At 39.3% G+C, this 14,871-nt stretch carries 13 protein-coding genes and 1 riboswitch; of the genes, 4 read left to right on the plus strand and 9 right to left on the minus strand.

Annotation, left to right across the window (positions count from 1 at the left end):
• Nucleotides 1-125: 125 nt before the first annotated feature.
• The 4 genes from M3175_RS07185 to asnA all read right to left on the minus strand — a co-directional run bounded on the left by M3175_RS07185 (nt 126) and on the right by asnA (nt 5,442).
• Entirely contained in the window at nt 126-1,619 is a 1,494-nt protein-coding gene (locus M3175_RS07185) for a methyl-accepting chemotaxis protein (RefSeq protein ID WP_251516677.1), read from the minus strand.
• Between the two features lie 160 nt (nt 1,620-1,779).
• Nucleotides 1,780-3,045: an L-lactate MFS transporter gene (locus M3175_RS07190; RefSeq protein ID WP_251516678.1), complete on the minus strand. Its 1,266-nt coding sequence runs from the start codon at nt 3,043-3,045 to the stop codon at nt 1,780-1,782.
• A 316-nt stretch (nt 3,046-3,361) separates the two neighbouring features.
• Nucleotides 3,362-4,222 carry an EamA family transporter gene (locus M3175_RS07195; protein WP_251516680.1) on the minus strand — a complete coding sequence of 287 codons (861 nt, stop codon included), beginning with the start codon at nt 4,220-4,222 and terminating at the stop codon, nt 3,362-3,364.
• A 212-nt stretch (nt 4,223-4,434) separates the two neighbouring features.
• Nucleotides 4,435-5,442 (minus strand): aspartate--ammonia ligase, encoded by a 1,008-nt coding sequence (gene asnA / locus M3175_RS07200; protein ID WP_371321670.1) that lies wholly within the window; start codon nt 5,440-5,442, stop codon nt 4,435-4,437.
• A gap of 216 nt (nt 5,443-5,658) precedes the next feature.
• Here asnA and M3175_RS07205 point away from each other — a divergent pair, with 216 nt between their 5' ends.
• Nucleotides 5,659-7,305 (plus strand): catalase, encoded by a 1,647-nt coding sequence (locus tag M3175_RS07205; protein ID WP_251516681.1) that lies wholly within the window; start codon nt 5,659-5,661, stop codon nt 7,303-7,305.
• 432 nt (nt 7,306-7,737) lie between these two features.
• Nucleotides 7,738-8,022 (plus strand): hypothetical protein, encoded by a 285-nt coding sequence (locus M3175_RS07210; RefSeq protein WP_251516682.1) that lies wholly within the window; start codon nt 7,738-7,740, stop codon nt 8,020-8,022.
• A gap of 37 nt (nt 8,023-8,059) precedes the next feature.
• Here the strand turns inward: M3175_RS07210 and M3175_RS07215 are convergent, their stop codons facing one another.
• The 4 genes from M3175_RS07215 to M3175_RS07230 form a co-directional block, all read right to left on the minus strand.
• A complete protein-coding gene (locus tag M3175_RS07215; protein WP_251516683.1) occupies nt 8,060-9,265 on the minus strand; it encodes an MFS transporter in 1,206 nt (401 codons plus the stop codon).
• A 184-nt stretch (nt 9,266-9,449) separates the two neighbouring features.
• Nucleotides 9,450-10,676 carry an MFS transporter gene (locus tag M3175_RS07220; protein ID WP_251516684.1) on the minus strand — a complete coding sequence of 409 codons (1,227 nt, stop codon included), beginning with the start codon at nt 10,674-10,676 and terminating at the stop codon, nt 9,450-9,452.
• A gap of 91 nt (nt 10,677-10,767) precedes the next feature.
• Nucleotides 10,768-11,649: a shikimate dehydrogenase gene (locus tag M3175_RS07225; RefSeq protein WP_251516685.1), complete on the minus strand. Its 882-nt coding sequence runs from the start codon at nt 11,647-11,649 to the stop codon at nt 10,768-10,770.
• A 234-nt stretch (nt 11,650-11,883) separates the two neighbouring features.
• Entirely contained in the window at nt 11,884-12,444 is a 561-nt protein-coding gene (locus tag M3175_RS07230; protein ID WP_251516687.1) for a shikimate kinase, read from the minus strand.
• 195 nt (nt 12,445-12,639) lie between these two features.
• Between M3175_RS07230 and M3175_RS07235 the strand changes: the two genes are divergently transcribed.
• Nucleotides 12,640-12,948, plus strand: coding sequence for an ArsR/SmtB family transcription factor (locus M3175_RS07235; protein ID WP_251516689.1), 309 nt, complete (start codon nt 12,640-12,642; stop codon nt 12,946-12,948).
• 11 nt (nt 12,949-12,959) lie between these two features.
• On the plus strand, nt 12,960-13,913 hold the full coding sequence (locus M3175_RS07240; RefSeq protein WP_251516691.1) for a cation diffusion facilitator family transporter: 954 nt from the start codon (nt 12,960-12,962) through the stop codon (nt 13,911-13,913).
• A gap of 35 nt (nt 13,914-13,948) precedes the next feature.
• On the opposite strand, the gene M3175_RS07245 is transcribed toward M3175_RS07240, so the two are convergent.
• Nucleotides 13,949-14,653: a TerC family protein gene (locus M3175_RS07245; protein ID WP_251516694.1), complete on the minus strand. Its 705-nt coding sequence runs from the start codon at nt 14,651-14,653 to the stop codon at nt 13,949-13,951.
• An 89-nt stretch (nt 14,654-14,742) separates the two neighbouring features.
• Nucleotides 14,743-14,841: riboswitch (yybP-ykoY riboswitch) on the minus strand.
• Nucleotides 14,842-14,871 lie beyond the last annotated feature (30 nt).

Raw genomic sequence — 14,871 nt, forward strand, 5'->3', positions numbered from 1 at the left:
CCCATTATTAATGCTTGATTCACCTAGTGAAGGACGATTCCTGCTTAATCCTCCTGCCTAACGTTCTTCATTGTCCCTATAATCAAAAAAGTGCCCCCACCAATTTTGATGAAGACACTCTATTTTTAGTTGTTTGAATTTTGAGCTACCATATCTTCTAAAGCAACAATCAAATCATTGAGTTGATCCAAGCTAGCAATAACTTCCTTCATTGAATGTCTTTGGTCTTCGACTCCAGCATAAATTTCTTCCGTTGTGGCGGATGCTTCTTCTGTAATATTACTAATTGAAGTTACTTCATTTACAATACTGTCCGAAGCTTCCAACAGAGACTTCGTTTTATCCTGAATTTGATCGGCTTGCGAAAATACATTGGTTGCATTTTGACTAATGAGTTGAAGTATATTTTCTGCCTCTTTTGCCGCTTGCGAGCTTAGTTCAAACGCACTTTTGCTGTGATCGAGTTTTTCTTGAAGCTGAATAATTTTAGAAAAAATATCCGTTAACATGCTTCCCACTTCTTCGGTTGCTCGACGAGAATGTTCAGCTAATTTTCGAACCTCGTCGGCAACAACTGCAAACCCCTTACCTTGTTCTCCAGCGCGAGCTGCCTCAATACTTGCATTAAGTGCTAGCAAATTCGTTTGTTCCGTAATTCCTTTAATCGACCCAAGCATCTCTTCAATTTTACTATTTTGTGCCGCGAGTGTTCCCATTAAGCTTACCGTTTCCGTCATGCTTCCTTCCACTTTTCCCATATTAGAAGCAAGCTGAGATAAGTGTGTTGCACCTACCTGAGTGGACTCACCCGTCTTCCCAGATAAAGTCTTCATCTCTTCGGATGTTTGAGTAACAAGCGAGATTTCCTTATGAATCTTCTCGATATTATCCTTAATATCATGAATGGAAACTGCTTGATATTCCACCCCTTTAGCCACTTCCCCAAAACCAACCGCAATTTCCTCCGTTGCCTTGCCCGTATGACTAACCTCGGCTTGAATGGATTGATAAAAAGATAATAACCCTTGAACAGACCCTTTAATGTTCTCAAAGGTTTCTTGAAGTTGCTGCTGCTGATTTTTTGATTCTTCTAAGTGCACATTCACATCAGAAACTACTTTTCTACCAATAACTGAGATGATGATTCCAGCCACACCACACATCGCAATTAACACATATAAAACAACCAGATCCAGAACGGGCAATTGAACGGCTTGAAATGCTGGATTTATAGAAAACTGAATGGTAAAAATGAGTAACATAAGAGCTGTTGCCACAATCATCACTTTACGATCCAAATAAACAATAGAAAAGATCAAATACAGAATAAAAATTGTCCAAGCATTAAACGTTGGAATGGCTATTAGTAGAAAATGACTCGCAATAAACATTAACGAGACTACTAAATATTTCGTCCAACTGAAGCTTGCAAGTTTTTTGTTAATCACAAATAGTAAAGAACAAACGATTACTGTTAACGCAAAGAAACCAATCATCGGTTCAAGCTCAATTTGCTTGAAAAAATACATGAGCCCAATGATCGGAATTGCTGATAAATAGAGCGAGATTACTGTATACGTCAGTAACTTCGTGCCCAGTTTTTCATAATGTGTAGCCATAGTGCACCTCTTCTATTAATTACTTTGTTTTCCTAGATGAAATATCGACAAATTTCGAGATACCTTTAGCTGAAAAACACACCAATAGAAAATTTTTTTTACACTTGTGATTGTTAACAAAAGAAGGGTTCATGCTTTGGTTTAGCACGAACCCTTCTTTTTATCCAGCCTGTTTTACCGATTCAATTATGGCTTGAGATTTTAATTTATGAATATCAGCTCGAATTAATAGAGAAAGAATGAGTGCAACTACAAATAATCCCGAAAAGAAGGTTAAGCTTCCGGCATAGCTTCCTGTCGTATCCTTAATCCAAGCGGCAAAAAGTGGACCTGCTAAACCAGCAGCTGCCCATGCGGTTAATATATACCCATGGATCGCACCTAATTGCTTCGTACCAAATAGATCACCGATATAAGCTGGAATGGATGCAAATCCCCCACCATAGCAAGTATAAACGACGATCAGCATGCCCATAAACAACCATTGAATCGACACTTGCGGTAAGAAAAAGAAGATCACCATTTGCAGCACGAAAAATGCTGTATACGTATTCGGTCTCCCAATATAATCGGATAAAGAAGCCCAGCCAATTCGTCCAAGACCATTAAAAATTCCGATCGCACCAACTAATGCAGCCGCTGTTGCCATATCAATACCGATTGCTTCCATTGCTAGTGGTTTTGCTACTGCTAATATCGCAATTCCACAAGTAATGTTGATGAATAACATGAACCACAAATACCAAAAACGTTTGGTCTTAACAGCTTGATTGGCTGTTAATTGGGATAAATCCAACATAGCCTTTGCTTTTCCACTTGCAATCTTCTCTTTAAAGCCTTCTGGCAACCAACCTTCTTTTGGTTTTTCAAGATATAAAGAAGAGACAACCATGATGAGAAAATAAGAGATTCCTAGAATATAAAATGTGTTTGCCACTCCAACAGAAGTAATTAATGAGTTCATAATAGGGCTAGCAATCGCTGCTGAAAAGCCGAACCCCATAATAGCTAAACCTGTTGCAAGACCTCTTCTATCAGGAAACCATTTTACAAGAGTTGAAACAGGAGCAATATAACCTACTCCAAGTCCAATTCCCCCAAGTGCCCCATAAAATAAGTACAACAGGGATTTAGACTCCATATCAACGGCGAACCCTGCACCTGTCATCCCAATCCCAAAGAAAACCGCTGCTAGTAACCCAGCTTTTTTCGGTCCATATTTCTCTACAAAATGCCCTAGAAAAGCCGCAGATAATCCTAAAAATAAAATAGCAATACTAAAGGTTAAAGCCACTTCAGAATCAGACCAACCAAACATCTCTTTTAACGGCGCAGTAAAGTTACTCCATGCATACACGGAGCCAATCGAAATATGAATCCCCACTGCTGATAATGCAATCAACCACCTGTTCTTCCTCACTAACATCTCTCCTTAGTAAATTCTAAAAACGTTATGAATGGATCATAACGGATTTTGCTTATATTCGGATTGACCAAACCAAAACACGAACATTATTAAAACAAATCCTTAAAACATTCGCTTTTCAAAAGAATAAACCTACTTTATCATGTGAAAGTGAGGAAGACAATAGTAAATATGATATATAATGTGGGAATGTTATTTATTTGAAGACCAAAAAAAGCTGTAGGTCTTGTGATCAGACCTACAGCTTCTGTTATTTATGAATGTTAAAAGTTCTCTAACCCTATAGAATTTTTTACTGTTACACTTTAAAGCGTATCTATAAAATTAACAACGCCGTACCAATCGTAATCAATACCGCTCCAGCAATCGTATTTTTCGACGGCTTTTCCTTCAAGATAATAAAACTAAGTACCATCGTAATAACGACACTGAACTTATCAATCGGCGTGACTACACTCACCTTTCCGAAGGCGAGCGCTGCAAAATAGCAGAGCCATGAAAGTCCTGTAGCCGCACCAGATAAAATCAAAAATATGTACGATCGTTTTGAAATGGTTTTTAACTCCTTGCCAGTCTTTTGAAAAAAAACAATGCCCCATGCAAACAGGATGATAACGATAGTCCGGATAAAGGTGGCTATGTTGGAGTCCACGTCTTCGATTCCGATCTTAGCTAAAATATTTGTCAAAGATGCAAAGATGGCTGAGAGAACCGCCAACCAAATATACGACTGGCCTACTCGAACTTTTTTCTTCTCTTTATTTCTTCCAATTAACACAAAGGTTCCGACAGAGATAATGACTCCTCCAGCTACGACCAGGGTTGTCGCTGGCTCTTGAAGTACAATAAACGAAAGAATAATCGTTAATACAACGCTTGCTTTATCAATGGGAACAACCTTCGATACATCTCCAATTTGAATCGCTTTGAAAAAGCAAAGCCAGGATAGTCCGGTTGTTAACCCTGACAGCACGAGGTAAAACAGTGCTTCTCCCGAAACCTCAAACAGGGCATCTGTTTGCTTGGTGATGATTACCATGAGAAAAGCCATGATCAGTACCACTACAGTTCGTACGGCTGTCGCGAGGTTCGAATTCACATTTTCAATTCCGATTTTGGCTAAGATAGCGGTTAGTGCTGCGAATAAAGCAGCAAGTAAAGCTAAAATAATACTCATCGAATCAGCTCTTTTTCTTTTTATATACTTACTATCTCACTGTTGGATAATGAAATACTTCTTTATCTTATTTTCGCCAATTACTATACATTCGTCCAGTTTGTAACAACTAAAAAAATAATTCTACCACTCTAGTTCCTTGATGCTTGCTATCTTGTTAAGACTTTGCAAGGAAAACCCCAATAAGGGTAAGCTTATTGGGACTTCGTCAGCTATAGCAGTTGAATATTCGCCTCTCTGCAAGACTGTAAAATCTCCTCATTCCAAATCGACACTTGAACCTCACCAATATGTGCTTTTTGTAGGAAAAACATGCATAATCTTGATTGGCCAATTCCTCCACCAATGGTGTAAGGAACTTCCTTATTTAAAATAGCTTGATGAAACTCTAACTGTGCACGCTCTTCAGCACCAGCTAGTTTTAACTGATGTTTCAAGGCTTCCTCATCTACTCGTATCCCCATAGAAGAGACTTCAAATGCCATTTCAAGGGTAGGATTCCAAAGGACTATATCACCATTCAACGTCCAATCGTCATAATCAGGAGAGCGACCATCATGCTTGTTACCTGACTTTAATGCACCGCCAATTTGAGAGATAAACACGGCACCGTATTCCTTTGCAACGATATCCTCTCTTTGCTTCGGTGTTAACTCGGGATATTGATCTTCAAGTTCCTGTGTAGTGACGAAATGAATATTCATCGGAAGTGATGGTTTTAATTCTGGGAAAAAGTCATTAAGGTAAATCTCGGTAGATCGAAGCACATTATAAATTTTTCGAACCTCTGCTTGTAAGGTTTGAACATTTCGTTGTTCTTTTGTAATGACCTTTTCCCAGTCCCATTGGTCCACATATAGGGAATGAAGATTGCTTAGGATTTCGTCCCTTCGAATGGCATTCATATCGGTATACAATCCCTTACCTAAACCAATTCCATATTTCGCTAAAGCGAGCCTTTTCCACTTAGCCAATGATTGAACTACTTGGATTTCCGTGTCTTTTATATCCAGAGCATCAAAGGAAACTATTCGTTCCACTCCATTTAAATTATCGTTAATGCCGTTCCCTTCTTTAACAAGGATTGGTGCTGATACGCGAATCAGATTCAATTCTTCTGCCAAATTACTTTCAAAATAATCCTTCACTTTTTTAATCGCTTGTTCCGTTTGTAGTAAATCGAGCTTTGATTTGTAACCTGTAGGGATTTTCCTTGTCACTTGATATCATCCTCATTCTCTTTAGTTTGCAAGCCTACTTCTTCTCACTTTAGCTTTAAATGGGTAAAGGGCATCCACTTCACGTACAGTGTATGAATGGGATGATGGGTGGTGAATGTCCTGTTAATGTCCTTTTGGGGCCTTATGGAAAATCTTGCATACACCACCTTTAATTGGACATTCTATGACAGTAATAATTATTAGGAGGTTATCTTTTTGACAGAGAACAAAGATACGAATGGTTCAAGCGGACAAGACGAGAACCGTGAGACACTAACCACACGTCAGGGCCATCCCGTGCCCGATAATCAAAATATCCGTACGATAGGGAACCGCGGACCAGCCACACTTGAGAATTATCACTTCATTGAAAAAATTTCCCACTTTGATCGTGAAGAGATACCAGAGCGTGTCGTTCACGCGCGTGGCTCTGGAGCTTTTGGCTTTTTTGAAACGTATGGAAAAGTGGGAGATGAACCAGTAGAAAAATATACACGTGCCAAAGTATTTTCTGGAGCTGGGAAGAAAACACCACTAATGGTTCGTTTCTCTACAGTGGCAGGAGCGAAGGATTCACCGGAAACTGCACGCGACCCGCGTGGTTTCGCTGTTAAAATGTATACGGAAGACGGAAACTGGGATCTGGTTGGGAACAACCTAAAGATTTTCTTTATTCGTGATGCGATGAAATTTCCTGATATGATTCATGCTTTTAAAGCAGATCCTGCTTCAAACGTTCCCAATCCACAGCGGATGTTTGATTTCGTTTCCCGTACACCTGAGGCGACCCATATGATTACTTTCCTCTTCTCTCCATGGGGAATTCCTGCTACCTATCGTCATATGCAGGGTTCTGGTGTAAACACCTATAAATGGGTGAATGCTGAGGGTGAGGCTGTGTTGGTGAAATATCACTGGGAGCCAAAGCAAGGAATCCGAAATTTAACACAAGATGAGGCAAACGAGATTCAAGCCAAAAACGTAGGTCATGCTACACAAGATTTATACGAAGCAATTGAACAAGGAGATTTTCCAGAATGGGAGCTTTTTGTTCAGATCATGGAAGACGATTACCATCCGGAACTTGATTTTGATCCTCTCGATGACACCAAACTGTGGCCAGAAGATCAGTTTCCATGGTTACCAGTAGGTCGTATGGTTCTTGATCGCAATCCTGTTGATTTTCATGCGGAGATTGAGCAAGCTGCCTTCGGTACAGGAGTTCTTGTTGATGGAATGGACTTTTCGGATGATAAAATGTTGCAAGGTCGTACCTTCTCTTACTCTGATACGCAACGCTATCGTGTGGGAGCAAACTATTTAAAATTGCCTGTAAATGCGCCAAAAGCACCTGTACACACCAATCAGCAACGTGGGCAAATGGATATACGTGACCCAAAGGAATCAGGGGAAAATCCACATATTAACTATGAGCCATCAATGCTCGGTGGTTTTAAAGAAGCCAGTAGAGAAGGTCGTGCACCGCACCACCCAACATATAATGCAGCAGCGATGAGTGCACCAATTGATCGACCTAACAACTATGGGCAAGCAGGCCACACCTACCGAAGCTTTGAAGATTGGGAACGCGATGAATTAATTAAGAATCTATCCGAAGCACTTGCCGTTTGTGACCCCAAAATTCAAGATGCTATGATTAATCACTTCACGCAAGCCGATGAAGAATATGGTCGACGTGTGAAAGAAGGCCTTCAAATGAAAGTGAAAGAAATGGAAGGCATAGAAGCAGGTAAAGTTCCTGGTCGCGAAGCAGGTCAATCAAAATATGGTCAAGGTTCACTAGCTGCAAATGAAGCAACAGAAGAAGCCGTAAAGAAAAGCCACGAAGCTGATCCTTATTAATGATTAAGAGAGGGTTAGTTGTCGATTGCGGCTGATCTTTATTATGATTTTAGAGGCGAGCTGCACGAGGTGTAGCTCGCTTTTTATTGATTGGGAACCTCTGTTTTTTAGGAGGTTGCTGATATATCGCGGAAGTCGCCGATATATTTGATATGGCGCTGATATATTGCAAAAGTCGCTGATATATTGGACATAGCGCTGATAGTTGAGCGTGGGAGCTGAAGGATCCAGAGAGGTCACCGATTGAACACTGAAACTCCCGGATAGAACACTGAAACTCCCGGATAGAACACCAAAAGTCGCGGATCCCCCCTAACCACACCAATTTCTCCCCCATTTTGTTACAGAATGCCATGAAATCCCATCCATATTCCGCTATAATAAAACCATAAGCTAGTCTTCTACTGAAATTTCCTAGGGATGTGTAAAAAAATGAGCCATTATTCTGCTACGAATATAAAAATTAGTAAATTATCCATCTTTAGTGGATATCAGGTGATATTTGAAGTGAAAGGCCACTCTTATCAAATGTTAGTTGGGGGAGGCAATTTCAACTTTCCAATGAACATTATTCATTATTTTAAAGAAGACGGGAAATGTCCTGTTTGCGACAAATATACGCTCACTTATCCAATGGGACAGCAACCATGTTCAGTAATGTTGCGTGACAAAATGATGCTATTTGACCTTTTCCAAAGAAAATTTCAATCAAAATAAAACAAGGCAGCCCGTATTCAAAAGTGGCTGCCTTTCCTTATGCGGCTAGTTGTTGTTGCTTTAAGCTTGTTAGTTTACGATATTGGATGAATACGACTCCTGCTGCTAGAATTCCGATGAAGTTGACGAGAAGTGCAAACACAAATACACCATAAATATCCACATATCTGGTAATGAATCCTGATACCATCGGAATAAGGGTCGTTGCTAATCCTGTTGCCGTGTACATAATTCCTGTTACTGAGCCTTTGCGATCCCAGAAGAACTCGCATAACACAGTTAATCCTAGCTGAAGAACACCTGCTAGAAAGAAGCCGATAAGGAATGCTGAGATCATCGCGAATGCTGGTGTTTTAAAAGTCAATAAAGTTAAAATCGACAAAAACGAGAAAATGGGATAAACAAGAACAATGGTGACTGGGCGAATCATCTTTCTTACTAAAAATGCTAAAGAGATGACGGAGAGAAGAGCTCCCCAGCTGTAATAAGACATCAGCTTTAACGAATCAACTAAAGGCATTCCGATCATTTCCTGCCCGTAAGTGGGAATCCAAATATTCATTAAGTAAAGAAGAGCTGGCGCAGTAAAACCAATGATGAGAATGGCCACTCCCTCAATCATAAAATTAGGTTTTGTATAAAACACAACAGGTGGACCGCTATCCGTACTTTCTGCCGTAACCTTATGATTAGGAAACTTTGCCTTCACTAACATGAAACCTGATACTAAGAAGATGATGGCTGGAATAAAAAACGATACACCATAAAAAATATCATGCTGAATAAAAAAGGCAATTAGTAATGGAAGTAAAGCAGAGCCGAAAGAAATAAATGCCTTTAATGCAACTGTAGCTGAACCAGCTGTTTTTGGGAAAACCTCCATTAAGGTTGGATATGTTCCTGCATCTAGAAATGCATTGCCCAATCCACCACAGAAAGCAAACACAATCGCCATTACATAGGTTGGACTAAGTGGAATACCGATTAGGAACACAGCAAACAATAGACAACCAGCGACAATAAATGGTTTTCTTCCAATCTTATCTGACCATACACCACCTAAATAGAGTGACAATAGTCGTCCGAGTCCAAACGCCGAAATGATAAAGCTGATCCCAGCTTTATCTGTGTGGAATTGTTCCGTTAAGAAAGACATATTTTGTGCAATCATAATATAGGCCATGCCAAAGACAAAATAGTTGATGTAGCAGCCAATTGCAGTGAAAGAGTATTTATTTTTCATTTTCAGCACTCCTTTGTTCTTAAGTAACGTACACTTTGTGAGAACTTGAGCATATTATATCAATATTAAGATACTTATTACGTTGTAAATGAGTCTACTTTTTGAAATCAAATTGTCTAAATTGAGAACTTTCTAGAAACATTGGGGATGGCACTAATACATACGATTAGTGCCATTTCCTTTTTTAGCTCGCCATTTTAACCGGAGCTTTCGCCTTTTCTGCATACTTCTTGTTCACATATACCGCAAGCCCAACACCGATTGCTGTGATGGAAAAGTTAAACAATAGAAGATACAATGGGCCATTTACTCCGCCAGCTTTCGTAATTGCTCCTGCAGCTGTTAGAATCGTGTAGTTTGCAAGACTTGAAGCGATCATTACGATCGATGTCATTTTTCCACCGTTTGCTGGAGACAACTCTACAGCTAGAGAGGTGACTAATTGTAGAACTCCACCTGCAGCAGTAAACCCTAGAACGAATCCACCGACCAATAAAATTGAAGGCACCTTCACAAAGTAAATCACTAGCAACATAACGGCAGCAATCGCTGGGTAAATAGCAACCACTTGAACCGATTGAAGAATTTTTTTGTTAATTAAGTAGGATGTGACTAAGATGGCAATCACTGTACCAAGTGCATAATACGATTGAATTTTACTTGGGTCCTCTAAACCATATAGTTTTCCTAATTCCTGATTCGCATTTAACCACAAGATAAATGTTGAAGTAACGGTGAATCCTAAGATTACAATCGCTAAACTTGGTCCGGTTAGCTTTATCTTTTCTGATTTTTTAGAGTCTGCTTTTTCAACTTTGACCAACATTGGAGGGAATGGTAAAACTGCCATGAGTACCCCCGCTACTGCTAAAAGAATCGCTGATAAATAGAATAAGGTTGTAAATGACATCGTATTTGCTGCTACAAAACCAATCATAAATGGAAGTAAGAATTGTCCAATGGAGATCGAGAACTTTACAAATAGATTGCCCACATCGCCTTTTTTCTTAAAAATCTCCATGATGGCTGGATAAACTGCTGTATCTATAAAAGAGTTCGCTACCCCACCTAGTAAAGCAAATGCGTAGGCAACATACATACTTGGTGAGAACACAAGACCGATAAAATAAGTTACATATGCTGTAATACCAATTAATCCAGATACTCTACGTCCAAACTTATCTGACAGTGGTCCTGCTATTGGAAGCGAGATTAATCGTCCCAAACCTAATGCAGCAATGACCGTAAGCACCATACTAACATCAAATGTACCGTCCGTTAATGTGATAGCCCCCCATTTTTCTGCAAAATTCTGTTTGTATTGTGCTAAGATGGATACCCCAATTCCGTGAACTAAATAAGTAAAATATAGTGCAAAAGCGATTGGGTAATATTTTTTATTTGTCTCCATACTTTCTTCTCCTTTCAAATTTGTGAATCACTTCACATTATTAGCGAAAAAAATTTATTTATTAGAGAAAGGAATACGATTCCTTTCTCTTTTAAAACATTTGCTCTTTTACATACTCAACAGGCATATCTCCGCCAGTCCAAAGCTTAAATGCTGCTGCACCTTGCCAAAGCATCATTCCTAACCCGTTGATTACCTTCGCACAACCAGCTTCTTCTGCTAATTCTAGTAATCTTGTTTTACGTGGAATGTATACAACATCAGATACAATGAGTTCTGGTCGTAACCAAGATGCATCTGGCACCACGCTTTCTCCTTCTAACGGCTTCATTCCTACACCTGTTGCATTTGTAAGAATATCGCTAGTTGCAATTTCTTCCCTTAAACGATCTGCATCATCAAGATTGTAAACCGTTGCCTTACAATTGATGCCTTCTATTTCTTCGTTAATGATTTGAGCATTTTTTAATGCGCGGTGGTAAAAGTCGTCCTCACGGTTGAAAATTGAGATTTCAGCTACTCCATCCAAGGCTGCTTGAATGGCAATCGCAGTTGCTGCTCCACCAGCACCCATCAAGGTCATTTTCTTGCCAACAACGTCTACACCTGCTTCTTTTAATGCTCTCATATATCCAGTTCCGTCTGTAATATGACCGACTAGCTTCCCGTTTTCATTAACCACTGTATTCACTGCACCCGTAAACTGAGCAGCAGGCGAAAGTTCATCTAATAATGGGAGGATTTTCGTTTTATTTGGCATGGATACATTAAACCCTCTTACGCCAAGGGCTCTCATTCCTGTTACTACATCGGCTAACTGCTGATTTCCTACCTCAAATGCCATATATGCGTAATTTAAACCACGTTCTCTTAATGACATGTTTTGCATAGCTGGTGATAATGAGTGACCGATTGGTGTTGCTAAAAGTCCAATTAATTTTGTTCTTCCATCGATGCGTCCTAAATCTGCCATGTTTCTTGCCTCCAATTGAAATGTTGTTGTCCTAGCTATATAATTGTGAAATGATTCACAAGAATGAATAAAGTGTTTTCTTTTTCTATCATGAATTCATGTTATGCCTTAATTGTATGGGGGAGAGAAAGGAAAGTCTAATTGAAAAAAACAGCCTGATTCATAGGCTGTCCCTATTAAAATTTCCAATAAAAACAAAAAAACCATTCAATCGAATGGCTTTTTCCTCATGTATTATCTTGGCTCATAAATATCCCATGCAACCTTTAAAGAATCGACGATATAGTCAGCGATCTCATCAGCATCCTGAGTATCCGTTTTTACTTTTGAATGGTGGTATTGATAGATCTCTTGTCTGCTATTAAAAAGCTCCAAAATTTCATCAATATTTCGACCTTGAAGAACGGGTCTTGAATCAATAATTAAACTAATACGATCCTTCCAATATTCCCACGATAAATCTAGGAAAAATACGATACAATTTTTCAAGCACGCTTCGCGTATATCTTCTTGAAGAAACGCTCCGCCCCCTAAAGAAAGAACAGATAGCTTCTTCTTGCTTAATTCAGTAATTACTTCTTTTTCTTTAGCACGGAAGGCTTTTTCCCCAATTTGTTTGAAAATTTCTGAAGTCGGTGCACCGTATTCTTCTTCAATTACTTGATCGATATCTATAAAATCACGGTAAAGCTTTTTAGCTACTAATTTTCCAATGGTTGTTTTCCCCACACCCATAAAGCCGATAAATACGATACTTTTTTCTCTTAATGGAACTTCTCTTAAAGTCACTGTCATCACTCCAACGTTCACTCCAATACTTAACCGGACGAAAGCATATTGTTTTCTACCATGTTATCACTTTTTTACGTTTGTTCCAAAATAAATTTCTGAGAATTCAAGTTTTTTTATCACCAAATGACCAAATTTATGATACTATACGTATATGAACATATGCTCATATGTTAAATTACTGATCAAAGGAGCTAGATGATGGAACGTACGGATCATTCTTTTCTTAGCCAAGCAACAGCGGATGAAGCATCAAGGATTTTTAAAGCACTCGCTGATCCAACAAGAATAAAAATTTTATACCTACTCTCACAGGAGGAATGCTCTGTGAGTCATATTACGGAAGTACTTGAGATGACTCAATCTGCCGTTTCTCATCAACTTAGCACCCTTAGAAAGCTTCGATTAGTCAAATATCGTCGGGAAGGAAGCACTTTGTACTATTCATACGATGACGAACATGTTATCACGATTCTCCACCAAGTCCTTTCCCATATTAACTGTAATTAGGAGGAATTCATATGGGTCATCACCATCATCACCACGGTCACGGGCATCATCACCATCATGATCATGACCATAGCCATGATCATTTTGATTCGCAGCGTGAAGGGAACAAAAAGGGATTACTAATCGCTTTATTTGTTACAACCGGAATTATGTTCACCGAGTTTTTTGGAGGATTAATTACCAATAGTCTTGCACTTTTGTCAGATGCGGGGCATATGCTTAGTGATGCGAGCTCTTTGCTACTAAGTGTGGTTGCTCTTTGGATTGCTTCTCGTCCGGCTACACCAAAAAAAACCTTTGGGTTTTACCGTTTTGAAGTATTGGCAGCCCTGTTTAATGGAGTCACTCTATTTGTGATTGCGGGTTTTATCGTCTGGGAAGCATTTGAACGATTTATTGAACCTCCAACTGTTGCAAGTGGGACGATGATCCTTATTGCTTGTATTGGACTCGGAGCAAACTTAATTAGCGCTTGGTCACTATTACGAAATGGTGATGTCAAAGATAACGTTAATGTGAGAAGTGCCTATTTACATGTATTAGGAGATGCGTTAGGGTCTGTTGGGGCGATAATTGCTGGAATCGTGATGCTACTGTTTGGATGGTATATCGCGGATCCTATTATTTCCGTCATTGTCGCTTTATTAATTTTACGTAGTGCATGGGGTGTCATTTCTCATTCTCTTCATATACTAATGGAGGGAACACCACTATCTGTGAATCAAGAGGATGTTAAGAATGCCCTTGAATCCATTCAAGGGGTGGTCGATGTACACGATCTCCATATTTGGACGATTACATCTGGGCTACATTCGTTAACATGTCATTTGCTTGTAAAGGATGATCAGACTTCACAAACGATTCTTAAAGAGGCTATTCGTGTGGTACGGGAGAAATTTCATATTGAACATGCCACCTTTCAAATTGAAACATCCACCCAACTTCATCAAGAATTAAAAATATAAAAAGTGCTCCCACATTTGGGAGCACCTTACATATATTAATGAGAACCAGCCTTTTTCAACTCGAAGGTTTCTTCGGTTTGCGCTGCAAGCTGTTTCTTTTTCATTGTCATTCTTCCTGCTAAAACAACACCAGCAATGACAAGGATTTCGAAACCGTATTTCACAAAACCATTTGCAAAGATACCTTCTAGGAATCCTTCGCCAACAATCATTTTTGCGGCTGTCCATGCTAAGATAGCTGATCCAATGGTTACGATAACTGGGAAGCGCTCGATCCATTTAATAATCATCGTGCTACCCCACATTACTACTGGTACAGAAATCAATAATCCGATAATAACTAGAGTCATATTACCGTGAGATGCTCCAGCGATTGCAAGAACGTTGTCTAATCCCATTAATGCATCTGCAATAATAACCGTGCGTATTGCTGCCCAGAACGAATCACCCGCTTTTACATCCCCATGGCTATCATCATCCGTTAATAACTTATACGCGATCCATACAAGTAACAATCCACCAACTAAGTGTAAGCCTGGAATTTTAAGTAACCATACAACAGCAAGTGTTGCTACTACACGAATAATAATTGCTCCAAGTGAACCCCATAAAATAACTTTTTTCTGCTGTTCCTTTGGAAGATTTCTAGCTGCTAAACCAATCAGAATGGCATTATCACCGGCAAGAACTAAGTCAATGACAATAATGGTAAGTAGTGCAGTTAAGAATTCTAGTTCCATAAAAGATTCCCTCCTAAAAAGTAAGTTCTTATCGATTTTTTTGCCTACAAAAATAAAGAGACCTTGCCATTGTAGGCAAAGGTCTCGCTAAGCACATGTATATGCCAACAAAGCCGATGGATTTAACTCCATGTAATGACGACTTTGTTTCAGGATAAATCCTGACGCTACTCCCCTTTACTGAGAAAGGAAAACCGATAATATTCATTTGTACTATA

It is taken from the genome of Robertmurraya korlensis (assembly GCF_023715225.1).
In the GTDB taxonomy this organism is placed as follows: Bacteria; Bacillota; Bacilli; order Bacillales; family Cytobacillaceae; genus Robertmurraya_A.

What these genes read in the sequence shown, in the direction of transcription:
- M3175_RS07185 (WP_251516677.1), bottom strand. Translation starts at nt 1,619, where the DNA reads ATGGCTACACATTATGAAAAACTGGGCACGAAGTTACTGACGTATACA.
- M3175_RS07190 (WP_251516678.1), bottom strand. Translation starts at nt 3,045, where the DNA reads ATGTTAGTGAGGAAGAACAGGTGGTTGATTGCATTATCAGCAGTGGGG.
- M3175_RS07195 (WP_251516680.1), bottom strand. Translation starts at nt 4,222, where the DNA reads ATGAGTATTATTTTAGCTTTACTTGCTGCTTTATTCGCAGCACTAACC.
- M3175_RS07210 (WP_251516682.1), top strand. Translation starts at nt 7,738, where the DNA reads ATGAGCCATTATTCTGCTACGAATATAAAAATTAGTAAATTATCCATC.
- M3175_RS07215 (WP_251516683.1), bottom strand. Translation starts at nt 9,265, where the DNA reads ATGAAAAATAAATACTCTTTCACTGCAATTGGCTGCTACATCAACTAT.
- M3175_RS07220 (WP_251516684.1), bottom strand. Translation starts at nt 10,676, where the DNA reads ATGGAGACAAATAAAAAATATTACCCAATCGCTTTTGCACTATATTTT.
- M3175_RS07225 (WP_251516685.1), bottom strand. Translation starts at nt 11,649, where the DNA reads ATGGCAGATTTAGGACGCATCGATGGAAGAACAAAATTAATTGGACTT.
- M3175_RS07230 (WP_251516687.1), bottom strand. Translation starts at nt 12,444, where the DNA reads ATGACAGTGACTTTAAGAGAAGTTCCATTAAGAGAAAAAAGTATCGTA.
- M3175_RS07235 (WP_251516689.1), top strand. Translation starts at nt 12,640, where the DNA reads ATGGAACGTACGGATCATTCTTTTCTTAGCCAAGCAACAGCGGATGAA.
- M3175_RS07240 (WP_251516691.1), top strand. Translation starts at nt 12,960, where the DNA reads ATGGGTCATCACCATCATCACCACGGTCACGGGCATCATCACCATCAT.
- M3175_RS07245 (WP_251516694.1), bottom strand. Translation starts at nt 14,653, where the DNA reads ATGGAACTAGAATTCTTAACTGCACTACTTACCATTATTGTCATTGAC.